The following is a 21,520-nucleotide window of genomic DNA, read 5'->3' as shown; positions in this document are numbered from 1 at the left end:
CTTCCCTAGCCGTCCTCGGCGATCAGCTGGTCAAACGTGATCACGTCGCCGGGGCGGTCAGGGGCATAACCGGGCACCTGGTGGAGCCGTTCAATAAACGGCTCTGACCGCATCAGGCGGATCAGGTGCTGCAGGTTCGGGTCCTGAAGCCGGTCTTTGCGGCACAGCAGCAGATAGTGCTCCGAGACCATGTGAATGAATTCCAGATTGAACTGACGGGCGGCGGCTTCCACACCAAACCCGACGTCCGCCATGCCGGCGGCCACGAACGCGGCCACGGCGGTATGGGTCAGCTCCTGCTGAGGCATCCGGTTGATGGATTTCTCCGAGTAGCCGGCCTGGGCCAACAACAGATTCGACAGGAGCCGGGTGCCGGATTGACGGTCCCGGCCGATGTAGCGGGCCTGGGTGTCCACCAGGTCCTTGAAGCTTTCCACCCGGGGCATCAGGTCGCTGCGCATCATCAGCCCCTCCCGCCGGGTGACAAAGCGGATCAGCCGGAACTCATTCCGGCGCAGATGGGGCTGATAGTGCTTGAGAACCTGCTCGGCGAGGGCGGGTTCGTTGGGGAAGTGGAAGCTCGATACGTCGCAGTCGCCCCGGTTCAGGGCCGACAGGGCTTCTTCGGGGTTCCGATACTGCAGGTTGATTTCCACCGAATCGGAGAACTCCGGCAGCAGGGACACCGCGTAACCGTGGCTGGCGTGCATGCGCAGCACCCGGTGCGCACCGGCCAGGATCTGTTGGATCTGGTCGTTGAATTCGGAGGCCATGCTGTCGATTTGCGGGCCGAGCCGGGCGCGAACCCGCTGTTCCGCCCACAGCAGTTTTTCCCCCAGGGGGGTGAGTTTGGTGCCGTGGCCTTTCTGCATGGCCACCAGGGGCAGGCCGAACAGGTCGGCGGCCCGGTTCAGCAGGTTCCAGGCGTGCCGGTAGGAAATACTGGCGGCACGGGCGGCCTCGGTGAGTTTGCCGCTGTCCCGCAGGCTCTCCAGCAGCCGGAACAGCACCGGTTCGAACCAGTCGCCCTGGTCCGTCTGGAACACCCAGGCGGGGGTCACCGTGAGCTTTTTCTTATGCATTCGGATTCATATTCCGTGTGCGTTGATGGGGTGCTACGTTAGCCGTAGAACTGTATCAGAATAACAATAGGTAGGAATAGCGATGCATATGTCAGAGCAGAGTAACCCACCGTCGGGGCAGGGAATGCTGCCCGGCTCCGAGGAATGGACCCCTGACATGATCCGGGAGGTCGTGGATGACCTCAAGCACATGCCCGGTGCCCTCTTGCCCATTCTCCACGCCGTCCAGAATCGCGTGGGCTACGTGCCCGAGGGCGCGGTGGCCATCATTGCCGACGGCCTGCGCCAGACCCGAGCCGAAGTGCACGGCGTGATCAGCTTTTACCACCATTTCCGCACCCACCCGGTGGGCAGCCACGTGGTCCAGGTGTGTCGCGCCGAGGCCTGCCAGTCCATGGGCAGCCGAGCGCTGGAAGCCCACATCAAAGACCGCCTTGGGGTGGATTACCACCAGACCAGCGCCGACCGGGAGTTCACCCTGGAGCCGGTGTACTGCCTGGGCAACTGCGCCTGCGCGCCGTCCATCCGGGTTGGCGATCGCATCCACGGGCGCATGTCCCCGGAGAAGTTTGACCGCCTGGCGGACAAGCTGACCACCTCGACACTCGAACTCAAATAACGCGGGGAGCCCACCATGACGACCAAGATTTACGTACCCTGCGACACCACCGCCCTGTCCCTGGGCGCCGACGAGGTGGCCGAAGCCATCCAGCGCAGCGCCGCCGAGAAGGGCGTGGCCATTGAACTGATCCGCAACGGCTCCCGGGGCCTGTTCTGGCTGGAGCCCCTGGTGGAAGTGGACGCCGGCGCCGGCCGCGTGGCCTATGGCCCGGTGGAGCCGGACGACGTGGACGAGCTGATTGCCGCCGGCCTGCTCGAAGGCGCCAGCGGCCATGAGCGTTGCCTGGGCAACATCGAGTCCCACGACTACCTCAAGCGCCAGCAGCGGTTGACCTTTGCCCGCATCGGCATCACCGACCCGCTGTCCCTGGACGACTACCGGGCCCACGGTGGCTATGAGGGCCTGGACAAGGCCATCGCCCTGGAATCCCAGGCGATTGTTGACGAGGTGAAGACCTCCGGCCTGCGGGGCCGGGGTGGCGCAGCCTTCCCCACCGGCATCAAGTGGCAAACTGTGCACGACGAACCCTGGCAGCAGCAGAAGTATGTGGTCTGCAACGCTGACGAGGGCGACTCCGGCACCTTCGCCGACCGCCTGGTGATGGAATGCGACCCGTACATGCTGATCGAAGGCATGACCATCGCCGGTCTCGCCGTGGGCGCCACCCGGGGCTTCATCTACCTGCGCTCCGAGTACCCGGTGGCCCACCGCATCCTGGACGAAGCGATTCGCCGGGCCGAAGCGGCGGGCTACCTGGGCAACGACGTGCGCGGCAGCGGCCGGGCGTTCCATCTGGAAGTGCGTCTGGCGGCCGGCGCCTACATCTGCGGCGAGGAAACCTCCCTTCTGGAAAGCCTGGAAGGCAAGCGTGGCCTGGTCCGGGCGAAGCCGCCCCTGCCGGCCATTAAAGGCCTGTTTGGCCAGCCTACCGTGGTCAACAACGTGCTGTCGTTCGCGGCGGTGCCGTTCATCCTGGCCAAGGGCGGCCAGGCCTACGCCGATTACGGCATGGGCAAATCCCGGGGCACCCTGCCGATCCAGTTGGCCGGCAACATTCGCCGCGGCGGCCTGATCGAACTGGCCTTCGGTGTCACCCTGCGGGAAATCCTGGAAGACTTCGGCGGCGGCACCCTGACCGGTCGCCCGATGAAAGCGGTTCAGGTGGGCGGCCCGCTGATGGCCTACCTGCCACAAAGCCAGTGGGACACGCCCATGGATTATGAAGCCTTCGCCAAGCTGGGCGCGGGCATCGGCCACGGCGGCGTGGTGGCGTTCGACAACACCGTGGACATGGGCGCTCAGGCCCGCTTCGCCATGGAGTTCTGCACGGTGGAATCCTGCGGCAAGTGCACCCCCTGCCGGATTGGCTCGGTGCGCGGCGTCGAGGTGATCGACCGCATCCGCGCCGGCGAGAATCCGGAGGCCAACCTGGCCCTACTGGAAGACCTGTGCGAAACCATGGTGGACGGCTCCCTCTGCGCCATGGGCGGCATGACGCCGTTCCCCGTGCAGAGCGTGATGAAACACTTCCCTGAAGATCTGACGGCCTGACCGACTCGAGTGGAGGCACGACATGTTGCAATTTTTTGATCCGACCCAGCACGAGTACAACCCGAACATCGATTACGGGACCCCACCGAGCACGTCGGAAACCCAGGTCAGCCTGACCATCGACGGCATCGACGTGACGGTCCCCGAGGGCACATCGGTGCTGCGCGCCGCCACCCTGGCCGGCATCCAGATTCCGAAGCTGTGCGCCTCGGACAACCTCGAAGCTTTTGGCTCCTGCCGCCTGTGTTCGGTGCAGATTGAAGGCCGCCGTGGCTACCCCGCCTCCTGCACCACGCCGGTGGCCGAGGGTATGGCGGTGGTCACCCAGAACACCAAGCTGGCCAAGCTGCGCCGCAACGTGATGGAGCTGTACATCTCCGACCACCCGCTGGACTGCCTGACCTGCCCGGCCAACGGCAACTGCGAGCTGCAGGACATGGCCGGCGCCGTGGGCCTGCGGGAAGTGCGTTACGGCTTTGACGGCGAGAATCACCTGGACGCCGAGACCGACGATTCCAACCCGTATTTCAGCTTCGATCCGAGCAAGTGCATTGTCTGCTCCCGCTGCGTCCGGGCCTGTGAAGAGGTGCAGGGCACCTTCGCCCTGACCATAGAAGGCCGGGGCTTCGAGTCCAAGGTGTCCGCCGGCCAGAGCGAGCCGTTCATGGACTCCGAGTGCGTCTCCTGTGGCGCCTGCGTGCAGGCCTGCCCGACCTCCACCCTGATGGAAAAGAGCGTGATCGACGCCGGCCAGCCGGAGCACAGCGTGGTCACCACCTGCGCTTACTGCGGCGTGGGCTGCTCCTTCAAGGCGGAGATGAAAGGTGACCAGCTGGTGCGCATGGTGCCGTACAAAGGTGGCGACGCCAACCACGGTCACTCCTGCGTGAAAGGCCGGTTTGCCTTCGGCTACGCCACCCACAAGGACCGCATCAAGGAACCGATGATCCGCGAATCCATCGACCAGCCCTGGCGCACCGTGTCCTGGGATGAGGCCATTGGCTTTGCCGCCAAGCGCCTGAAAGATACCCAGGCCAAATACGGCCGGGAGAGCATCGGTGGCATCACCTCCTCCCGCTGCACCAACGAGGAAACCTACCTGGTGCAGAAGCTGGTGCGGGCCGCGTTCGGCAACAACAACACCGACACCTGCGCCCGGGTCTGCCATTCCCCCACCGGGTTTGGCCTGAAGACCACCATCGGCGAGTCCGCCGGTACCCAGACGTTTGATTCGGTGATGAAGGCGGACACCATCGTGGTGATCGGCGCCAACCCCACCGACGCCCACCCCGTGTTTGGCTCCCAGATGCGCCGCCGCCTGCGCCAGGGCGCCAAGCTGGTGGTCATCGACCCGCGCCGCATTGACCTGCTCAAGACGCCGCACCTGAAGGACGCCATCCACCTGCCCCTGCGGCCCGGCACCAACGTGGCCATGGTCAACGCCATCGCCCACGTGGTGGTCACCGAAGGACTGGAGGACAAGGACTTTATTGCCGGCCGCTGCGAGCCGAAGCAGTACGAGGCCTGGCGCTCGTTCATCATGGAAGAGCGCAACTCCCCGGAGGCCATGGAAGCGGTCACCGGCGTGTCCGCCGAGCTGGTGCGCCAGGCTGCCCGGATCTACGCCGAGGCCGGCAACGGCGCCATCTACTACGGCCTGGGCGTGACCGAGCACAGCCAGGGTTCCACCATGGTGCAGGGCATTGCCAACCTGGCCATGGCCACCGGCAACCTGGGCCGCGAAGGCGTGGGCGTGAACCCGCTGCGGGGCCAGAACAACGTGCAGGGTTCCTGCGACATGGGCTCGTTCCCTCACGAACTGCCGGGTTACCAGCACGTGTCCGATGCCGCCGTACGGGCGAACTTCGAGGCCGTCTGGGGCGTGGCCATCGACAATGAGCCGGGCCTGCGTATCCCGAACATGTTCGACGCCGCCATCGCCGGCACCTTCAAGGCGCTGTACGTGCAGGGCGAGGACATCGTCCAGTCCGATCCCAACACCCAGCACGTGGAAGCCGCCCTGTCGGCCCTGGACTGCCTGATCGTGCAGGACATTTTCCTGAACGAGACCGCCAAGTACGCCCACGTGCTGCTGCCCGGCTCCACCTTCCTGGAAAAGAACGGCACCTTCACCAACGCCGAGCGCCGGATCAACCGGGTGCGCAAGGTGATGGCCCCGGTGGCCGGCATGGAAGACTGGGAAGTGACCATGGCGCTGTCCAACGCGTTGGGTTACCCAATGCACTACAACCACCCGTCCGAAATCATGGACGAGATTGCGCGTCTGACCCCGACCTTCACCGGTGTCACTTACGAGAAACTGGAGAAGCTGGGCAGTATCCAGTGGCCGTGCAACGAGGAGCACCCGGACGGCACCCCGACCATGCACGTGCTGGACTTCCCCATCGGCAAGGGCAAGTTTGCGGTCACCGAGTACATGCCCTCCGAGGAGCGTACCAACCGCAAATTCCCGCTGCTGCTGACCACCGGCCGGATCCTGTCCCAGTACAACGTGGGGGCCCAGACCCGGCGGACGGAAAACAGCCGCTGGCACGAGGAAGACGTGCTCGAGATCCATCCGAGCGACGCCGAGCTGCGGGGCATCCGCGACAACGACTGGCTGGGCATTTCCAGCCGCGTGGGCCGCACCGTACTGCGGGCGAGGGTGAGCGACCGGATGCTGCCGGGGGTGGTCTACACCACCTTCCACCATCCGGGCAGCGGCGCCAACGTGATCACCACGGACGCCTCGGACTGGGCCACCAACTGCCCCGAGTACAAGGTGACCGCGGTGCAGGTGGAAAAAGTGAGCCAGCCGTCCGAATGGCAGCAGCACTTCGAGCGCTTCGACAAACAGCAGCATGAATTGCTGGAGCCGGCGACCGAGGATGCGGATGTCGCAGCCCTCAAGTAATCCGCTGAACGACGGGTCGGCCGACGACCGGCCCCCCGTCACTCGCACCGTCGCCGTCTCCGTATGGGAAGGCGGCGTGCGAGTGGGCGGCGAGGACGCGGTGGCCGAAGAGGTGCCGGTGGCGCTGGTGTACAACGGCGTGTCCCATGCGGTGATGATGACCTCGCCGGCGGACCTGGCGGATTTCGCCCTCGGGTTCAGCCTGACGGAAGGCATCCTGGAGCGCCCGGACGAGCTGTTCAGCCTGGAAGTCCGGCCGGAAGCGGACGGCATTGAGGTGGACATGCACATCGACGGCGCCCGCTTCGCCGCCCTGCGGGAACACCGGCGGAACCTCACCGGCCGCACCGGTTGTGGCCTGTGCGGCACCGAATCCCTGGCGTTTGCCATCCGGCCGCTGCCCCGGGTCACCTCCGGATCGCTGCCGGACGACAACGCCGTCCAGCGGGCCCTGGCCGGCCTTCGGGAGCGCCAGCCGCTGCAGCAGCAAACCGGCGCGACCCACGGCGCGGCCTGGTGCAGCCTGGAGGGCGAGGTGCTGGCGGTGCGGGAAGACGTGGGCCGCCACAACGCCCTGGACAAGCTCATTGGTGCCCTGAGTGCCGAGGGCCCATCCGCGTTCGACAACGGCTTTGCCCTGGTGTCCAGCCGGGCCAGCTATGAAATGGTTCAGAAAAGCGCCCGGGCCGGCATCCGCTGCCTGGTGGCGGTATCGGCACCGACGGCGCTGGCGATCCGGGAGGCCGAGCAGGCTGGCCTGGCGCTGATTGGCTTTGGCCGGCCCGGCCGGCACGTACGTTATACCGAGGGGCAGACTGGCCCCGACGACTCCGAGGAGGCTCTGACGTGAGCAACGACCAACTGCACCACCTGATCAAAATGGTCAACCAGATCAGCGACAACAACCGCTACCACGACAGCCCGGAAGCCGCCGCTGAGGCCGTGGCCACGCACCTGCAGAAATTCTGGGCACGCAGCATGAAGCAGATGATCATCGACTACGCCCAGCAGGACGGCAGCGAGCTGAACGAGATGTCCCGGGCCGCCGTGGCGCGCCTGGAGCGGCCCGCCGACGCGGCCTGACGAGTGTTTCCTCCGTTGGCCCGGGCGGAAGCGAGTCGCCGCCCGGGCCCTTTCTTGGCGTCTTATTCTCCAGCCTGGCGTCACCGACCCTTTAGCGACATGGTCTGAAACGTTTTCAGAGCGGGCGCGGCGAGGCGAGGAAGGGATCGAGTGTGGCTGCCATGTCCTCGCCCAGCGCCGTCAGGGCGTCCGGCGGTAGCGGGCGCTCCGCCATAATACGCAGGGCCATGATCTGGCCCTGAATGAACCGTGCCAGCCGGCGACAATCCACCGACGCGTCCAGTTCGCCCTGATCCCGGGCGCGCTCCAGCCAACGCTTCAACCCTTCTTCGATATCCGCAAGAAACGCGTTTGCCTGCTGGGACATGACCGGATGAGTGCGGCTTGACTCTAGCAGGGTTTTCACAATCAGACACGCTTTCGACGGGCGTCTGCTTTCGTCCGAGCAATCCCGGGCGATGTCACGCAGGTACCCCTTCAGACCGTCAATGACCGACGTGTATGACGCCATATGTTCGGCCAGCGCCTTGGCGCCATGGCCGGCATACCGCGCCAGCGCCTCGGAAAACAAGCCGTCCTTGCTGCCAAAGCTGGCATAAATGCTGCCCGGACGCATATCCAGTGCCTGCTCGATCTGCTTCAGTGAACTGGCGTGATATCCCTTCTCCCAGAACAGTTCTACCGCTTGGTCCAGCGCCAGGTCGCGATCATAGCTGGGTTGCCTTGCCATTCGGATGTCTCACTGAGTATTGAACAACCGCTCAACTATATCTTGAGTGTTCGCTCAAAAACAGATAGTGTTTTGAGCGAACACTCAAAAATTGTACAAGGAGAATACTATGACGACGTTTACACTGCACGATAAAGACAGTGCGCCTGGAGATTCCGTCCCGCTGATGGAGCAGTCCGAAAAGGCGATGGGTATGGTGCCCGGGCTGCATCGCGTGATGGCAGAGTCTCCTCAGGTTTTGCAGGCGTACCAGACACTCCACAAACTGGTGCTTGAAAGCAGTTTCGACAATGACGAAAAGACCGTCGTTTGGCAGACCATCAACGTTGAGAATGCCTGCCACTACTGCGTACCCGCCCACACCGGCATCGCCAAAATGATGAAGGTCTCTGATGACATCATCGACGCCCTGCGCAACGAGACGGCGCTGCCAAATGAGCGGCTCGAAGCGCTGCGGACCTTCACCCTGGCGGTAATGCACAAGCGTGGGAACGTCAGTGAAGAAGAGCTGACCGCCTTCTTCGACGCCGGTTTCGACAAACGTCAGGTGCTGGAAGTCATCATGGTGCTGTCCCAGAAAGTGATGAGCAACTACATCAATCACATCGCCGAGACCCCGGTAGACGAGCCGTTCCAAAAATTCGCCTGGGAAAAGACGCGCTAATTCCCGGCAATTTATTTAGCGCAAAAAAGAATAGGGGGCCACCCGTACATAACTGTAATGGAATTTATAATGATCGCTCAAGAATTTCTGCCTGACGGAGGTAGAGCAATGAAACGATTCGCAGTTTTGGTGGCTCTTTGTTTCACGACTGTGTTTGCCTACGGCGCCGACGCCGCTGTTCCGCCCCTGGTGGACGCGCAATGGCTCAAGGCGCATCTGGGTGACGAGAACCTGGTGGTACTGGATGTCCGGTCAGGGATTGACAACGGCGGCGACCGCAGCCGCTTTCAGGAAGGCCACATTCCCGGCGCGGTGTACAGCAACTACAACGACGATGGCTGGCGGGAAACCCGCGACGGCGTTGCTGGCCTGCTGCCCCCGGTGCGTTCCCTCGAGCGCCTGATCGGCAGCCTCGGGATCAGCAACGATGACACCGTGGTGGTGGTGCCGGCGGGCACCGGCCCGACCGATTTCGGCAGTGCTGCCCGGGTGTTCTGGACCTTCAAGGTTCTGGGGCATCAGCCGGTGACGGTGCTCAACGGCGGCTACGCCGGCTGGAAAGCCGCCGGGTTTGACGTGGAATCCGGCGAGGGCGCGGCCCGTCCGGTGGCCCAGTTCAAGGGTGAACTGCAGGAGGACCTGATCGCCTCTTTGAAGGAAGTGCAGGCCGCCCGGGACACCCAGGCACAGCTGGTGGATGCCCGCCCGGCCGAATACTTCCGGGGCGAGCAGAAATCCCCGGCGGCCAAGGCCCCCGGCACCATTCCCGGCGCCCTGAACCTGCCGCACCAGTCGTTCATTGGCGAGCAGAACCAGGTGTTCTACCTGAACAAGGAGAGCATCGCGAGCAAGGTCAACACCGCCGAGCTGAATGCGGATGAGCGTACGATTGCCTTCTGCAACACCGGCCATTGGGCCGCCACCGACTGGTTCGTGCTGAGCCAGCTGGCCGGCTTCAAGGAGGTGGCCCTGTACGACGGCTCCATGGCCGAGTGGTCCCAGGACAGCAGCCGCCCGATCCAGGTGGCCAAGCGTGGCCTGAGCAAGCTGCTGGATTTCTTCAACTGAGCCGCGCTACATGAACCAGACCGCAACCGCACAGCCGGGGCTCGACAGCCCCGGCTGGCAGACTGACCGTTTTATTGTTGGCGCCGCGCTGATCGGCTTTGTGCTGCTCGGCGGCCTCATCTGGCTGGAAACGGCGCCCTTCCTGCTGGCGCTGTTTGCTGTGGGTGCCCTGCTGGGGATTGCCCTCTACCACGGCGCCTTTGGCTTTACCGCCGGCTGGCGCAACCTGGTGGTGCACAAGCGCGGTGCCGGCTTCCGGGCCCAGCTCCTGTTGTTTGGCCTGAGTTCGCTGATCATGGTGCCTCTGCTCAACAGCGGCCAGCCTGGTATGGTGGGCGCGATAGCGCCGGTGGGCACGTCCCTGGTGGTGGGCTCGTTCATCTTTGGAATCGGCATGCAACTGGGCGGTGGCTGTGGCTCCGGCACCCTGTTTACCGTGGGCGCCGGCAACATCCGCATGGTGGTCACGCTGCTGTTTTTCATTGTGGGCACGGTGCTGGGCTCCATTCACCTGCCCTGGTGGCTGGACCAGCCGGGATTTGATCCGGTGCCCCTGGTGGCCACCTTCGGCGTGCCCGGTGCTCTGATCCTGCAGTTCGTCGGCCTGGGCCTGCTGGCCTGGTGGGTCAACCGCATTGAGCGCCGGGCTCACGGCAATGTGGAGCGGGGCGAGCTGCTCTGGAAGCCCCAGGAACACGGCGTGCTGCGTACGCTGCTCAGCGGCCGCTGGCCGTTCACCTGGGCGATCCTGATTCTGGCGGTGGGCAACGCCCTGACCCTGGCCATCGGCGGCGCGCCCTGGAGCATCACGTTTGCCTTTAACGTCTGGGGTGCCAAGGCCCTTGAAGCCATTGGCGTGAACATGGGGCAGTTCGAATTCTGGACCTGGGATTACCCGGCCACCGCGCTGCGGGATTCGGTGCTCACCAACATTCCGTCGGTGATGAACTTTGGCCTGCTGCTGGGCGCGATGCTGGCCGCCGGCCTGGCGAACCGGTTCAACGCGGCGAGCCAGAACCGGCCCGAGGGCCGTCAGTTCCTGGCGGCGGTGATCGGTGGGCTGCTGCTGGGCTATGGCGCCCGGCTGGGCTTTGGCTGCAACATTGGCGCGCTGTTTTCCGGCATCGCGTCCGCCAGCCTGCACGCCTGGGTCTGGTTCGCCTGTGCCTTCGTCGGTTCGCTGATCGGCATCCGCCTGCGGCCGGTCTTCCGGCTGCCCAACTGAGGAGGATGCGACCATGGCACGCGCTTACAGCCGAGCGAAAATCGTCGCGATCCTGGCGGTCATCCTGGTACTGATCCTTGCCGATCATATCCAGAGCCCGACCTTCGCGTTCAACAGCGGGCACGGCAACGTGGACACTGCCCTGATGCAACGGGACGACACGGCCTGCGCCCCCTGCGGTGCGCCCTGTCCGTCCACCCGCAAATGATCCTGCCAGACACGGCGGTGCCGATAGCGTCACGCCCGGCGCCGCCACATGAGCACTAAACCCTTTGGGCGGAGTTGATCTCCGCCCATTTTTTTAGGCGATCTTGAAATCGAAAACGGTCGTACAGAATACTGGTACTGAACACCTGAACGTGGAAGCGGACAAACCACAGCGCCTGAACCCATCGGCTGTGGGGAAGCAGCGCGGGCCGGACCGACGGGTACGTTGTCCGCCACGCGCTGGAATCACTCTGAAACACCAACCATGAGGTGAGTCATGAGCTACACGCTGAGAATTCAGGACATCCGGGAAGTCACCCACGACGTCCGGCAGATTCGGCTGGAAAAACCGGAGGGGTACACGTTTGTCCCCGGCCAGGCCACCGAGGTGGCCATCGATCGAGACGGCTGGCGGGACGAGGGGCGGCCCTTCACGTTCACTTCCCTCGACACCGACCCCTACCTGGAGTTCGTGATCAAAATCTACCCGGACCACGAGGGCGTGACCGAGCAAATCGGGCGGCTGAGCAAGGGCGACCGCCTGATCATCGGCGACCCCTGGGGCACCATCGCCTACAAGGGCGAGGGCACCTTTCTCGCCGGCGGTGCCGGCGTGACGCCGTTTATTGCGATTCTCCGGGACCTGCACCGCAAGGGCGAGATCGGCCAAAACCGCCTGATCTTTTCTAACAAGACCGAGCGGGACGTCATCCTGAAGGAAGAATTCAAGGCGCTTCTGGGCGACCGGTTTGTCGGCGTCATCACCGAGGAAAACCCATCGGATGATGCGACCTTCTTGGACGGCGTGATCGACAAGGCGTTTCTGAAGTCCCACATCCGAGATTTCGACCAGGCGTTCTATGTCTGCGGTCCCGATCCGTTCAACAAGGCGATCATGGCCGCATTGGAGGAGTTGGGGGCGAAACCTGACGCCCTGATTTTCGAGAAGTAATCAGCGGACCAGTTACCTGTATGGCCGTGTTACAGAGTCTGCATTCCCGGGCGCGTCGGTGAGCAGATTTGAGTTGCTCGGTGGGACTGCACTCTTATGATTTCAAGTTGGTTGGTATCTAACGAACGTGGAAGCGCAGGCTCTGCGTGAGCAAGCGCTGATGGCCTCAAGTCGCTGTTCTCTGAGCTTCAATAAGGTCGATGTGGTGTTGTTGGGCTAGTCCCCTGCTTTATAGCGGGGCGCCGCCAGGGCACTCACCAGCTCAACGAGGTTGTTGGACATATGGGGCGGTTTCGTCATGGCCGGATGGAACGTCTGGTCCTGGCGGCGCACCCAACCCGCCAGCATGCCGGCGTTCATCGCGCCGGACGTATCCCAGGCATGGGCGGCAATCATGGCGCAATCGGCCGGTTCTCTGCCAATACTCTCGACCGCTGACCGGTAGGCGCCTTCTTTTGGTTTCCATTCTTGGCAGTCATCAATCGAGAAGATGTGATCAACCCAATCGCCCAGGCCATTGTTTTCAACCAGCGCGTCCGTGTTGTGCTTTGAGCCGTTGGTGAAAAACAGAACGTCAAATCCCCGATCTTTCGCTAGCGCCAATGCCTCTTTGACATCCGGATGGGCCTCAAGTTGACTGAAAACCGGCAGGATCCGATCAGTAGCTGACTCGGGAGACGACACGCCCGCGTTGGTCAGCAGAACCTGCAGCGTTCCCCGGGCCATCTCGACGAAGGGAACGTAGGCCCCGGTGGCGGAGGTTGCAAACGCGTCCCGCAGCAGTTGTGCGAAAAATACATCTTTCGTGTGCGCAGACAGACCTTCTGAGACGAACGACCGGGATAGGGCGTCCAGCGAGAAGATCGTTTCGATAACGTCGAATACAAGAACCGGTTTATTATGATTCACAATCAGGCCTCCCAAGGAACGTTATAACGATACAGCGTTTGTGTGTCGAAGTACTGACGGAATCGGATGGCTCTCACCCCGATTGTTGTCATTTTAAACCTCGACCTGGCGCGTACTTCTGGACGCGCCTTTTTTGTAACCTCTGACGTAACGCCAAGTCGCCCAGCAGGTGCACTCGAATGTTCCGAGCATCTCTCTCCGCGCAATACATTACCTGCTCATGAGTGATTGCTCAAAAATAATTCCCGGCCTTAAGCGAAGAGCCGAAACGCTGAGAACCGGTATGTCACGCGCAAAGAAAGATGCGTGAGTCAACAGGCGCTGACGCAACTCCGGACAAGGGCCTTGCAGGGCGCAATCCGTTTCATTATCCGCCATCGCTTGCCACGAGCGATTCCTGAACGGACTCGCCTCGAGGGTGTAACAGTTCCTGCATTCCCGTGTCTCTGTTCTCATGACACTGCCGCTGGCTGCGGACAAAGACTCTGCGGACATGGCCGGTGATATTCAGGAAAAACGATCGAAATAGGAGGAGTCGCTATGGGGTCGTACTTGAAGGCGATAGTCGCCGGCTTCATTGCTACCATTATTTTATCCGTCATCATGGTTCTAAAAAGCATGATGGGTGTTTTGCCACAGATGAACGCCATCGCGATGCTGGCCCAGATGGCTCACGGCATGGCTGGCATGCCCGCGTCCCCGGCTGTGGGCTGGGTCCTGCATTTTTTGATTGGGAGCGTGCTTTGGGGCGTACTGTATGCGCTTCTCTATGCAAAGCTTCCAGGAGCTTCGGCCCTGCCCAAAGCGCTGAGTTTCAGCGTACTGGCCTGGTTGCTCATGATGGTGGTGGTCATGCCCATGGCGGGCAAAGGATTATTCGGGTTCGGCATTGGCATTATGGCAGCCGTGGCGACGCTGATATTACACCTGATCTGGGGCTTGGCGCTGGGCGTGATCTATCGAATGCTTACCCGCCCGTCAGGCACTGAACAAGGGCGCCCCAGTCGCGCTTGAAACCTCCTGCTCTGTGGGTGACGGGCCGTTGGGGTTGAGAGGCCGGCAGCGCTTTGATGCGCAGAACGACAACGACCAACGAAAACGGAGATGAGACATGAAGCACGTTTGTGTTGTAGCGGGTGTGGGTCCGGGTAACGGCGAAGCCTTTGTACGGCGTTTCTGCAGCGAGGGTTACGCGGTGGCGATGCTGGCCCGCAGTCAGGACTACCTGAAACAGCTCGAGCGATCGGTGGATGGTGCCCATGCGTTTTGCTGTGACCTGATGGATCCCATACAGATTTCATCCGTGTTGGCGGGTATTGAGCGCAAGTTGGGGCCGGTATCGGTGTTGCTCTACAACGCCGGTGGCGGCGCTTTCAAGACAGTGGAGGAGGCCAGCCTGGAGGAGTTTGAAGCAAACTGGAGGATTAACGTCCAGGGCCTGGTCGCGGCCACCAAGGCCGCACTGCCCCAACTGCGGCAGCACAAAACGGCCAGCATCGTTGTTACCAGCGCCTCGGCGGCAACCCGGGGACGGGCGAATACCGCGCCTTTTGCCTCTGCCAAGGCGGCCCAGCGCAGTTTGGTCCAGTCCCTGGCCCGACAACTCGGGCCAGACAGGATTCATGTGGCGAACGTGGTGATCGACGGTGTGGTGGATCTGCCGCGCACCCGCAAGATGCTGCCCGACAAGCCGGACGACTTCTTTGTGCAGCCTTCGGCGGTAGCGGATGCGGTCTGGAACCTCTGTCGGCAGGATGCATCCGCATGGACCCATGAGCTGGATATCCGGCCATTCGGGGAGAGTTGGTAGCCGCTATGCCGCATCAGGTGGCCCCCGCTGCAGGGCTACCGGATCGGCGTCTACATCTGACATTCGCTCGACCGAAGGAGGCAAACGACATGAGTAAACAGCAAGCTGGCCGTCGCTCCTGGACCGGCGCCATCGGCATTGGCCTCGGCGTTTCCATCATCACGGCCATCGTCATGGTGACCGCCTTAAAGACTGGCCTTTCCCCTTTTCCCAAGCCTCCTTCCCTGGCTTTTGCCGAAACGGTGCTGGGCCGCACATTGCCCTTGCCGATCGGCCTGCTGTTTCACACGGCCTATGTGACCTTCTGGTCCGTGGTGTTCGTGCAGTTCTTCCCGAAACGTGGATTCTGGCCGGCCATGGCGCTCGCCGGCGCACTGTGGGTCGTCATCCTCGCTGTCTTCTTTCCGGCGGTCGGCTGGGGGCTTGCGGGCCTGCACGTGAGCCCCCGGCTGATTCCGGCATCTTTTCTGCCCCACCTGTTGTTCGGCCTGTTGCTGTGGGCGCTGGAAACGTACATGCCACGCAAGCGCGTTTCGACCAGGTGAGAATCAGTATGATCGAGCCTATTGACACCGTCACCCTACAGGACTGTCAACGCAAGGGACGGGATTTCATCCTGATCGACACCTTGCCGCTTGGCATTTTCGCCGAGGGGCATCTGCCGGGCGCAATCAACCTGCCGTCCGATGACATTCTGGAGCAGGCCCCCAAGCGACTGCCGGATCGGGATGCAACGCTCGTGGTCTATTGCGCCAGCGCAGCCTGCAAGCGAGCGGGCCCTGCGGCAGGACGACTCGAGCAGCTCGGCTACACCCGCCTCTTCCATTACGACGCAGGCAAGAAGGGATGGCTTGCCGAGGGCTTAACGTTGGAAGGCCCGCGTTGATGATGCCGTTGTCCGAGACCGGCCGGATGCTGACGATCTACGCGGCAGCGGCCTTCTTCGAGATCGCCGGCTGTTTCGCCCTTTGGGCCGTGCTGCGCCTGGGCAAACCCGCCTGGTGGACGCTGCCCGGCGTGGTGTCGCTGCTGGTCTTTGCCGGATTGCTGACGCGCATCGATGTCGACCTTGCCGGGCGCGCCTACGCCGCGTATGGCGGCATCTACATCGTGGCGTCCCTGGTCTGGCTGTGGGGCGTTGAGAATCAGACGCCGGATCGCTGGGATCTGGCCGGCGCCGGGCTCTGTCTGATGGGCACGCTTGTGATCCTGGCGGGGCGTCACGGTGCGACACCCTGAATGTGGCGCTATCCCTTTCAACGGGCGACAAGGTCAATCCATCTTTTATTTCTTAAGCCCTTCCATGGGCCTATCAAGCTCCTTATACAGTGAATGAACCATGGGGCATCGCTGCGGGTCATTACTGCACCGGCAACGTTCTACCAGATTATCCAGGGTTGTCTCCATCTTCTTCAGGCCGGCGATTTTGCTACGCACATCCTCCAGTTTGTGTTCTGCCATGGCCCGGGCCTCGTCGCAATGTGTCCCGTCCTCTAACTTCAGCAGTTCGGAAATCTCCTCAAGGCTGAAGCCCAGCCATTGGGCCGATCGAATGAAGTGCAGCCGGGCGACGGCCGTTTCATCGTAGTGCCGGATACCGCCAAAGGGTTTCTGTGGCACCGGTAACAGGCCCCGACGCTGGTAATAGCGAATGGTTTCCACATGGGTGCCGGCCTGCTTTGCCAGGGTTCCGATGGTCATGGAATGTGCGGTCATAGCGGTTGACTCTGTAGTCAGGTACGGAAGTATTGTTACGTCGTTGACCAAAGTAACAATACGGAGTTCCCATGGAAAAACCGACAACCGGCAAAGCTTCGCTGTTTGCAGGAGGCGTGGCCGCCATTCTCGCCTCGGCCTGCTGCCTGGGTCCGCTGGTCCTGGTAACGCTGGGTTTTTCCGGTGCCTGGATTGGCAACCTGACGGTTCTGGAGCCTTACCGGCCATGGTTTATTGGCACGGCGTTGGTGGCCATGTTTTTTGCGTGGCGCCGGATTTTTCGGCCAGTGGAAACGTGCCGATCCGGTGATGTTTGCGCCATTCCCCAAGTGCGAACGATCTACAAAGTCGTGTTCTGGGCGGTGTCGGTACTGGTTTTGATCGCCCTGGTTTTTCCTTATTTTCTCCCTCTGTTCTACTGATAATGCGCCTGCCTGTTGGAGGTTATGCCATGAAATTACGTCTTGTCGTCATGCTGTTCGTCACACTGATCAGCCTGCCCACGTGGGCGGCTACCCAAACCGTTACCCTGGCAGTGCCGGGTATGACCTGTGCCGCCTGTCCGGTGACGGTCAAAATGGCGCTGGGAAAAGTGGATGGCGTATCGAAAATTGAGGTGAACTATCCCGATCGGGAGGCCGTGGTCACCTTTGACGACGACCGCACGTCTGTTGCGGCGTTGACCGAGGCAACCCGCGATGCTGGCTATCCCTCAGCGCTCAAGTCACCACAAGCCACAGGGGACAGACCATGAAGGACCCCAAACGGCTGCTGCGGCTGAGTATCATCGGCACTGTCCTGGTAGCGCTGTGCTGTTTTACACCAATACTGGTGATTCTGCTCGGTGCCGTCGGCCTGGCCACACTGACGGGCTACCTGGATTATGTGCTGCTGCCCGCCCTGATGTTCTTCATTGGTCTTACGATTTATGCCCTTTGGCGTAAAAAACAGTGTGATGCCGGTGGTGGAACCTCAACAAAATCGGCAAGGAGTTCCCGACATGAGTAGTGACTTGAATCTGCATATCGCTGTTATCGGCAGCGGTGGTGCGGCCATGGCAGCCGCCCTGAAGGCAGCTGAGCGTGGCGCCCGGATCACCCTGATTGAACGTGGCACCATCGGGGGCACCTGCGTGAATACTGGCTGTGTGCCCTCGAAGATCCTGATTCGCGCGGCACACATCGCGCATTTGCGTGCTGAAAGCCCCTTCGATGCCGGCGTGAGTGCCCAGGCGCCTGTCGTGGATCGGGGCAGGCTGGTCCGGCAACAGCAGGCGCGTGTCGAGGCGCTGCGTGACGCCAAGTACGAGGGTATTCTGCGCGACCATCCGCGCATTACGGTGCTTCATGGCGAAGCCCGGTTTACGGGTTCCCGGAGTCTGTCCGTCAGATTCGCGAATGGGGGTGAGCAAACCGTCCATTTTGATAAAGCACTGATCGGTACCGGTGCGCGGCCTGCCATACCAAAGGTTCCCGGTCTTGCGGATACGCCCTATCTCACCTCAACGAGTGCCCTGGTTCTGGAGGAAATTCCCGATCGGATGGTCGTGATTGGCGCGTCTGTGGTCGCCGTAGAACTGGCCCAGGCGTTCGCGAGGTTGGGTAGCAAGGTAACGATACTGGCCCGAAGCCGGCTGCTGTCTTCGGAAGAACCATTGGTTAGCGATGCGATAGAGGTGGCGTTCCGCCGCGAAGGTATCGAGGTGCTCAGGCAGACGCAGGCGAGTCGGGTGGATTACCTCGACAATGAATTTGTGGTGGAGACCGGCGCAGGCATCCTGCGAGCGGATCAATTGCTCGTGGCTACCGGGCGCACCCCGAATACGGACAGCCTGAACCTGGAAACCATCGGCGTCGAAACCCGGGACGCCAGGGTTATCACGGACGACCATATGCAGACCTCGGTGCCGGGCATCTACGCCGCTGGCGATTGCACTGACCAGCCCCGGTTTGTCTACGTCGCGGCGGCCGGAGGCAGCCGGGCGGCCGTGAACATGACCGGCGGCGACGCCACCCTCGATCTGAACGCCATGCCGACGGTGATATTTACCGATCCCCAGGTGGCCACCGCCGGCCTGACAGAAGCCGAAGCTATCAAACAGGGTTTCACGGTGGATACGCGTTCCCTGGATCTCGAAAACGTGCCACGGGCCCTGGCGAATTTTGATACCCACGGATTCATCAAGATGGTCGCCGAGCACGGATCGGGGCGGTTGCTGGGCGTTCAGGCGGTCACTGGCGAGGCGGGTGAGCTGATTCAGACGGCAGTGATGGCAATCAAAACCGGTATGACCGTGCAGACCGTCGGCGATGAGTTGTTTCCGTACCTGACCATGGTGGAAGGGCTCAAGTTGTGTGCCCAGAGCTTTACCAAGGACGTGAGCCAGTTGTCCTGTTGTGCGGCCTGAACAGCGAGAGCATCCGTACCACGACTCTTGAAATCCGAACTGGTCGGACAGAGGACTACGATTGAACGCACTTGAAAGTGGAGAGCGGGATGACCACAGCGACTGACAACACTCGCTTGCCGGCCGACGCAGTAACCGGCGAAATTACCTTTATGGTAGCGACGGGCGAGCGCCCGTACGTGCACACCGAAGCGCTCACCGGCGAGCCCGAGCCGCGTTATTACGCCGAGCTTCAGCGCCGAGCGGTCACCATTCACAATGCGCGTACCCAGATGCAGGGGCTGTCGCTCGACCGCCATGGCATTGCCCTGTACCAGCAATCGACTGGTGTGGAAGATCTGTATGACGACGCGTCTGTCGAGCAGTACTATTATTCAGAAATCGAAGCCCTGGTTAAGGCAGCGACGGGCGCTTCCCGGGTGGTGATCTTCGACCATACCCGGCGCCGTGATGACGGCGGCGACGGCCGTGCCAAGACCCCTGCCGATCGCGCGCACAACGATTACACCGAGTGGTCGGCACCGCAGCGGGTGAGGGACGTGCTCGGAGAGGAGGAAGACCAGCGTCTGTGCGACGTGCCATTTGTACAGGTCAATGCCTGGCGCCCCATCCGCGGACCAGTCAGGCGTTCGCCACTGGCAGTGCTGGATGCCGCCACCCTTGATCCCGCGGACCTGATCGCCACCGACATGGTCTATCCGGGGCGCACCGGTGAAATCTACCACCTGGCGTACAATCCGGCCCAGCGCTGGCTCTACTTCCCGGCCATGGAACGTGACGAGGTCCTGCTGATCAAGGGGTTCGACTCACGCACCGATGGGCGCGCCCGCTTCGTGCCCCATACCGCTTTTCATGATCCGCGTACCCGGGCCGATGAACCGCCTCGGGAAAGCATTGAAGTGCGCACGCTGGCGTTTTTTGAGTCTTGATGTGGGTTTCTGTGCGCGTCCGCCCAGACATCAAGCATGAGGGATTGCGTCACCGGAAGCGCCAGCGTAGACCCGCCGCGCGGCGCTCAGCCAGGCTGCAACCCCCTTCTTCTGTAGCAGCCGGTAGACGAAAGTCACCTTCAGCGCGCCGGCGAAGCCGTCAACACTCTCTATGACGAACCTCCATTGACGCCATTACGTTTGACATTAGCAAACAGATAAACGTCGGAACCATACTTTGGTATCGCCGGATACCACTGGGCTTGACCATGTACCACAGTACGGACGTTAGTATGAATCAAGAAATCGCGAGGGTGCCCATGACTGACATGACGATTGGCAAAGTGGCTGAGGAGGTGGGCGTCGGCGTTGAGACGATTCGTTTTTACGAACGGCGCCAACTTATTGAGCAGCCACCACGTCCCAGGGAAAGTGGTTACCGCATCTATTCAGGGGCGACCGTGCGGCGGCTGCACTTCATTCGCCGCGCCCAGGAACTGGGCTTTTCCCTGCGTGAGATTGCGGAACTGCTCGCACTGCGCGATGCCGGCAGCGACCAGGCTGGCGCACGTGATGTACGGCAACGGGCGATGTCAAAACTTCACGATGTAGACCAGAAAATTGACCAGTTACAGCGAATTCGCCAAGGGCTTGCGGCACTTGTGGATCGTTGTCCAGGGCAGGGACCGTTGCAGTGCTGTTCCATATTTGACGCACTGGAGCAAAATTCGGGGCCTGCCAGCGGGCCGGCAATGAGTGAGGAGATCGGCATGCAGACAATCAGGCTTTCAATTGGTGGCATGCACTGCAACGGGTGCGAGGAAATTGTCCGTCATGTTCTCGAGCAGCAAACAGGTGTCAAAGGATGTTCCGTCTCCCATGAAAGCGGTGAAGCCAGGGTGGCGGTTGACGAATCACGGATTTCGGACGAGCAACTTGCAGAGGCCGTGCGCGGTGCAGGCTATTCTGCAAATGTCATGAAGACGACAGAGTAATCCCTTGGAATTTTCTGTTGCCTTGCCTCTGGCCGCCGGCCTTGGGTTACTGGCCTTTATTGAGCCCTGTTCCGTGGGCAGTCACTTATTGTTCATTCGCTATCTGGAAGGGTTGCCACAGCGGATGAAGGTTGTCCACACGCTGCTTTTTGCCCTGACGCGAGCCTCGTTGATGGCCGCGCTCGGCGTGGTTGCCGTATTCGTTGGCACCGCCTTCACCGGGCTGCAACAAAGCCTCTGGGTTCTGCTCGGGAGTATTTATGTGGTGGTCGGGCTGCTGTACCTGGGTGGTGGTACGTCCTGGTTTCTTGCGCTCGTGAACCGTTTTCTGCCGCGCATAACCCGCATCCCCGGCGGTCCCGGATTAGGCGTGGTGTTTGGTTTGAACGTGCCGGCCTGTGCCGCTCCTCTTCTGGCGGTGCTGCTCGGCGACGCCGCTACTCGAGCCTCCGGCAATGGCGGTGTCATCTTCGGCGCTTCGACGTTGATGGTTTTCGGGCTGGCGTTCTCCGCGCCTCTGCTGTTCATTGTGTTTACTGCCCGTGGCCGTCGCTGGCTGGAACACCTCACGCGCATTGCAGGACGCATGCCTCGCTGGACCGGCGCCATCATGGTGGCGCTGGGCGCATGGACCTTCTGGCTGGCGCTGGCTTAGC

Annotated in this window: 26 protein-coding genes; 22 read left to right on the top strand and 4 right to left on the bottom strand. The window is 61.9% G+C overall.

Features of this window, described 5'->3' with window-relative positions; genetic code table 11:
• Window positions 1-5: 5 nt before the first annotated feature.
• Window positions 6-1,082, bottom strand: coding sequence for a substrate-binding domain-containing protein (locus V3388_RS11760; RefSeq protein WP_336367745.1), 1,077 nt, complete (start codon window positions 1,080-1,082; stop codon window positions 6-8).
• 88 nt (window positions 1,083-1,170) lie between these two features.
• Between V3388_RS11760 and V3388_RS11755 the strand changes: the two genes are divergently transcribed.
• From V3388_RS11755 to V3388_RS11735, 5 genes are read left to right on the top strand one after another with little or no spacing between them, the layout of a single operon-like run.
• Window positions 1,171-1,701, top strand: a complete 531-nt coding sequence (locus tag V3388_RS11755; RefSeq protein WP_336367744.1) for a formate dehydrogenase subunit gamma — start codon at window positions 1,171-1,173, stop codon at window positions 1,699-1,701.
• 15 nt (window positions 1,702-1,716) lie between these two features.
• Entirely contained in the window at window positions 1,717-3,255 is a 1,539-nt protein-coding gene (locus V3388_RS11750) for a formate dehydrogenase beta subunit (RefSeq protein ID WP_336367743.1), read from the top strand.
• Window positions 3,256-3,277: 22 nt separating this feature from the next.
• Window positions 3,278-6,169 carry a formate dehydrogenase subunit alpha gene (fdhF, locus tag V3388_RS11745; RefSeq protein ID WP_336367742.1) on the top strand — a complete coding sequence of 964 codons (2,892 nt, stop codon included), beginning with the start codon at window positions 3,278-3,280 and terminating at the stop codon, window positions 6,167-6,169.
• Window positions 6,150-7,019, top strand: coding sequence for a formate dehydrogenase accessory sulfurtransferase FdhD (fdhD, locus tag V3388_RS11740; RefSeq protein WP_336367741.1), 870 nt, complete (start codon window positions 6,150-6,152; stop codon window positions 7,017-7,019). Before fdhF ends, fdhD begins: the two co-directional genes overlap by 20 nt.
• Window positions 7,016-7,252 (top strand): formate dehydrogenase subunit delta, encoded by a 237-nt coding sequence (locus tag V3388_RS11735; RefSeq protein ID WP_336367740.1) that lies wholly within the window; start codon window positions 7,016-7,018, stop codon window positions 7,250-7,252. Before fdhD ends, V3388_RS11735 begins: the two co-directional genes overlap by 4 nt.
• A gap of 115 nt (window positions 7,253-7,367) precedes the next feature.
• On the opposite strand, the gene V3388_RS11730 is transcribed toward V3388_RS11735, so the two are convergent.
• Window positions 7,368-7,982 (bottom strand): TetR/AcrR family transcriptional regulator, encoded by a 615-nt coding sequence (locus V3388_RS11730; RefSeq protein WP_336367739.1) that lies wholly within the window; start codon window positions 7,980-7,982, stop codon window positions 7,368-7,370.
• A gap of 109 nt (window positions 7,983-8,091) precedes the next feature.
• Here V3388_RS11730 and V3388_RS11725 point away from each other — a divergent pair, with 109 nt between their 5' ends.
• The 5 genes from V3388_RS11725 to V3388_RS11705 all read left to right on the top strand — a co-directional run bounded on the left by V3388_RS11725 (window position 8,092) and on the right by V3388_RS11705 (window position 12,098).
• Window positions 8,092-8,646 (top strand): carboxymuconolactone decarboxylase family protein, encoded by a 555-nt coding sequence (locus V3388_RS11725; protein ID WP_336367738.1) that lies wholly within the window; start codon window positions 8,092-8,094, stop codon window positions 8,644-8,646.
• A 108-nt stretch (window positions 8,647-8,754) separates the two neighbouring features.
• The gene (locus V3388_RS11720) at window positions 8,755-9,714 is read left to right on the top strand and encodes a sulfurtransferase (RefSeq protein WP_336367737.1); all 960 of its coding nucleotides are present in this window, start codon (window positions 8,755-8,757) and stop codon (window positions 9,712-9,714) included.
• A 10-nt stretch (window positions 9,715-9,724) separates the two neighbouring features.
• Window positions 9,725-10,939 (top strand): YeeE/YedE family protein, encoded by a 1,215-nt coding sequence (locus V3388_RS11715; protein ID WP_336367736.1) that lies wholly within the window; start codon window positions 9,725-9,727, stop codon window positions 10,937-10,939.
• A gap of 13 nt (window positions 10,940-10,952) precedes the next feature.
• Window positions 10,953-11,147, top strand: a complete 195-nt coding sequence (locus V3388_RS11710) for a hypothetical protein (protein WP_336367735.1) — start codon at window positions 10,953-10,955, stop codon at window positions 11,145-11,147.
• Between the two features lie 276 nt (window positions 11,148-11,423).
• Window positions 11,424-12,098, top strand: coding sequence for an FAD-binding oxidoreductase (locus V3388_RS11705; RefSeq protein ID WP_336367734.1), 675 nt, complete (start codon window positions 11,424-11,426; stop codon window positions 12,096-12,098).
• Between the two features lie 216 nt (window positions 12,099-12,314).
• Here V3388_RS11705 and V3388_RS11700 read toward each other — a convergent pair whose 3' ends face one another.
• Window positions 12,315-13,007 carry a haloacid dehalogenase type II gene (locus tag V3388_RS11700; RefSeq protein ID WP_336367733.1) on the bottom strand — a complete coding sequence of 231 codons (693 nt, stop codon included), beginning with the start codon at window positions 13,005-13,007 and terminating at the stop codon, window positions 12,315-12,317.
• A gap of 540 nt (window positions 13,008-13,547) precedes the next feature.
• On the opposite strand from V3388_RS11700, the gene V3388_RS11695 reads away from it, so the two are divergent.
• From V3388_RS11695 to V3388_RS11675, 5 genes are all read left to right on the top strand, one after another.
• Window positions 13,548-14,021: a DUF6789 family protein gene (locus tag V3388_RS11695; protein WP_336367732.1), complete on the top strand. Its 474-nt coding sequence runs from the start codon at window positions 13,548-13,550 to the stop codon at window positions 14,019-14,021.
• Between the two features lie 97 nt (window positions 14,022-14,118).
• Complete coding sequence (locus V3388_RS11690; protein WP_336367731.1) at window positions 14,119-14,817, top strand: SDR family NAD(P)-dependent oxidoreductase; 699 nt, start codon at window positions 14,119-14,121, stop codon at window positions 14,815-14,817.
• Between the two features lie 89 nt (window positions 14,818-14,906).
• Window positions 14,907-15,362, top strand: coding sequence for a hypothetical protein (locus V3388_RS11685; RefSeq protein WP_336367730.1), 456 nt, complete (start codon window positions 14,907-14,909; stop codon window positions 15,360-15,362).
• Window positions 15,363-15,370: 8 nt separating this feature from the next.
• Window positions 15,371-15,703: a rhodanese-like domain-containing protein gene (locus V3388_RS11680; RefSeq protein ID WP_336367729.1), complete on the top strand. Its 333-nt coding sequence runs from the start codon at window positions 15,371-15,373 to the stop codon at window positions 15,701-15,703.
• Window positions 15,703-16,056 carry a YnfA family protein gene (locus tag V3388_RS11675; protein WP_336367728.1) on the top strand — a complete coding sequence of 118 codons (354 nt, stop codon included), beginning with the start codon at window positions 15,703-15,705 and terminating at the stop codon, window positions 16,054-16,056. Before V3388_RS11680 ends, V3388_RS11675 begins: the two co-directional genes overlap by 1 nt.
• Before the next feature lie 45 nt (window positions 16,057-16,101).
• On the opposite strand, the gene merR is transcribed toward V3388_RS11675, so the two are convergent.
• Window positions 16,102-16,518 carry an Hg(II)-responsive transcriptional regulator gene (gene merR, locus V3388_RS11670; RefSeq protein ID WP_336367727.1) on the bottom strand — a complete coding sequence of 139 codons (417 nt, stop codon included), beginning with the start codon at window positions 16,516-16,518 and terminating at the stop codon, window positions 16,102-16,104.
• An 86-nt stretch (window positions 16,519-16,604) separates the two neighbouring features.
• Between merR and merT the strand changes: the two genes are divergently transcribed.
• From merT to V3388_RS11635, 7 genes are all read left to right on the top strand, one after another.
• Window positions 16,605-16,955 carry a mercuric ion transporter MerT gene (gene merT / locus V3388_RS11665; RefSeq protein ID WP_336367726.1) on the top strand — a complete coding sequence of 117 codons (351 nt, stop codon included), beginning with the start codon at window positions 16,605-16,607 and terminating at the stop codon, window positions 16,953-16,955.
• A gap of 29 nt (window positions 16,956-16,984) precedes the next feature.
• Window positions 16,985-17,287: a mercury resistance system periplasmic binding protein MerP gene (gene merP, locus V3388_RS11660; RefSeq protein WP_336367725.1), complete on the top strand. Its 303-nt coding sequence runs from the start codon at window positions 16,985-16,987 to the stop codon at window positions 17,285-17,287.
• The gene (merF, locus tag V3388_RS11655) at window positions 17,284-17,541 is read left to right on the top strand and encodes a mercury resistance system transport protein MerF (RefSeq protein WP_336367724.1); all 258 of its coding nucleotides are present in this window, start codon (window positions 17,284-17,286) and stop codon (window positions 17,539-17,541) included. The genes merP and merF overlap by 4 nt, the downstream gene beginning before the upstream one ends.
• The gene (gene merA, locus V3388_RS11650; RefSeq protein ID WP_336367935.1) at window positions 17,534-18,940 is read left to right on the top strand and encodes a mercury(II) reductase; all 1,407 of its coding nucleotides are present in this window, start codon (window positions 17,534-17,536) and stop codon (window positions 18,938-18,940) included. Before merF ends, merA begins: the two co-directional genes overlap by 8 nt.
• Window positions 18,941-19,029: 89 nt before the next feature.
• A complete protein-coding gene (locus V3388_RS11645) occupies window positions 19,030-19,869 on the top strand; it encodes a CmcJ/NvfI family oxidoreductase (protein ID WP_336367723.1) in 840 nt (279 codons plus the stop codon).
• A 293-nt stretch (window positions 19,870-20,162) separates the two neighbouring features.
• Window positions 20,163-20,864 (top strand): MerR family DNA-binding protein, encoded by a 702-nt coding sequence (locus V3388_RS11640; protein WP_336367722.1) that lies wholly within the window; start codon window positions 20,163-20,165, stop codon window positions 20,862-20,864.
• 4 nt (window positions 20,865-20,868) lie between these two features.
• Window positions 20,869-21,519 (top strand): cytochrome c biogenesis protein CcdA, encoded by a 651-nt coding sequence (locus tag V3388_RS11635; RefSeq protein ID WP_336367721.1) that lies wholly within the window; start codon window positions 20,869-20,871, stop codon window positions 21,517-21,519.
• Window position 21,520: the final 1 nt, after the last annotated feature.

The sequence above is a fragment of the Marinobacter sp. C2H3 genome (assembly GCF_037080155.1).
Taxonomy (GTDB): Bacteria; Pseudomonadota; Gammaproteobacteria; order Pseudomonadales; family Oleiphilaceae; genus Marinobacter.
The sequence above is the reverse complement of the archived record's forward strand: the minus strand, read 5'-3'. Positions and strand labels throughout refer to the sequence as shown.

Coding starts and splice junctions, on each gene's coding strand:
- V3388_RS11760 (WP_336367745.1), bottom strand. CDS start 1,082: ATGCATAAGAAAAAGCTCACGGTGACCCCCGCCTGGGTGTTCCAGACG.
- V3388_RS11755 (WP_336367744.1), top strand. CDS start 1,171: ATGTCAGAGCAGAGTAACCCACCGTCGGGGCAGGGAATGCTGCCCGGC.
- V3388_RS11750 (WP_336367743.1), top strand. CDS start 1,717: ATGACGACCAAGATTTACGTACCCTGCGACACCACCGCCCTGTCCCTG.
- fdhF (WP_336367742.1), top strand. CDS start 3,278: ATGTTGCAATTTTTTGATCCGACCCAGCACGAGTACAACCCGAACATC.
- fdhD (WP_336367741.1), top strand. CDS start 6,150: ATGTCGCAGCCCTCAAGTAATCCGCTGAACGACGGGTCGGCCGACGAC.
- V3388_RS11730 (WP_336367739.1), bottom strand. CDS start 7,982: ATGGCAAGGCAACCCAGCTATGATCGCGACCTGGCGCTGGACCAAGCG.
- V3388_RS11725 (WP_336367738.1), top strand. CDS start 8,092: ATGACGACGTTTACACTGCACGATAAAGACAGTGCGCCTGGAGATTCC.
- V3388_RS11720 (WP_336367737.1), top strand. CDS start 8,755: ATGAAACGATTCGCAGTTTTGGTGGCTCTTTGTTTCACGACTGTGTTT.
- V3388_RS11715 (WP_336367736.1), top strand. CDS start 9,725: ATGAACCAGACCGCAACCGCACAGCCGGGGCTCGACAGCCCCGGCTGG.
- V3388_RS11710 (WP_336367735.1), top strand. CDS start 10,953: ATGGCACGCGCTTACAGCCGAGCGAAAATCGTCGCGATCCTGGCGGTC.
- V3388_RS11705 (WP_336367734.1), top strand. CDS start 11,424: ATGAGCTACACGCTGAGAATTCAGGACATCCGGGAAGTCACCCACGAC.
- V3388_RS11695 (WP_336367732.1), top strand. CDS start 13,548: ATGGGGTCGTACTTGAAGGCGATAGTCGCCGGCTTCATTGCTACCATT.
- V3388_RS11690 (WP_336367731.1), top strand. CDS start 14,119: ATGAAGCACGTTTGTGTTGTAGCGGGTGTGGGTCCGGGTAACGGCGAA.
- V3388_RS11685 (WP_336367730.1), top strand. CDS start 14,907: ATGAGTAAACAGCAAGCTGGCCGTCGCTCCTGGACCGGCGCCATCGGC.
- V3388_RS11680 (WP_336367729.1), top strand. CDS start 15,371: ATGATCGAGCCTATTGACACCGTCACCCTACAGGACTGTCAACGCAAG.
- V3388_RS11675 (WP_336367728.1), top strand. CDS start 15,703: ATGATGCCGTTGTCCGAGACCGGCCGGATGCTGACGATCTACGCGGCA.
- merR (WP_336367727.1), bottom strand. CDS start 16,518: ATGACCATCGGAACCCTGGCAAAGCAGGCCGGCACCCATGTGGAAACC.
- merT (WP_336367726.1), top strand. CDS start 16,605: ATGGAAAAACCGACAACCGGCAAAGCTTCGCTGTTTGCAGGAGGCGTG.
- merP (WP_336367725.1), top strand. CDS start 16,985: ATGAAATTACGTCTTGTCGTCATGCTGTTCGTCACACTGATCAGCCTG.
- merF (WP_336367724.1), top strand. CDS start 17,284: ATGAAGGACCCCAAACGGCTGCTGCGGCTGAGTATCATCGGCACTGTC.
- merA (WP_336367935.1), top strand. CDS start 17,534: ATGAGTAGTGACTTGAATCTGCATATCGCTGTTATCGGCAGCGGTGGT.
- V3388_RS11645 (WP_336367723.1), top strand. CDS start 19,030: ATGACCACAGCGACTGACAACACTCGCTTGCCGGCCGACGCAGTAACC.
- V3388_RS11640 (WP_336367722.1), top strand. CDS start 20,163: ATGAATCAAGAAATCGCGAGGGTGCCCATGACTGACATGACGATTGGC.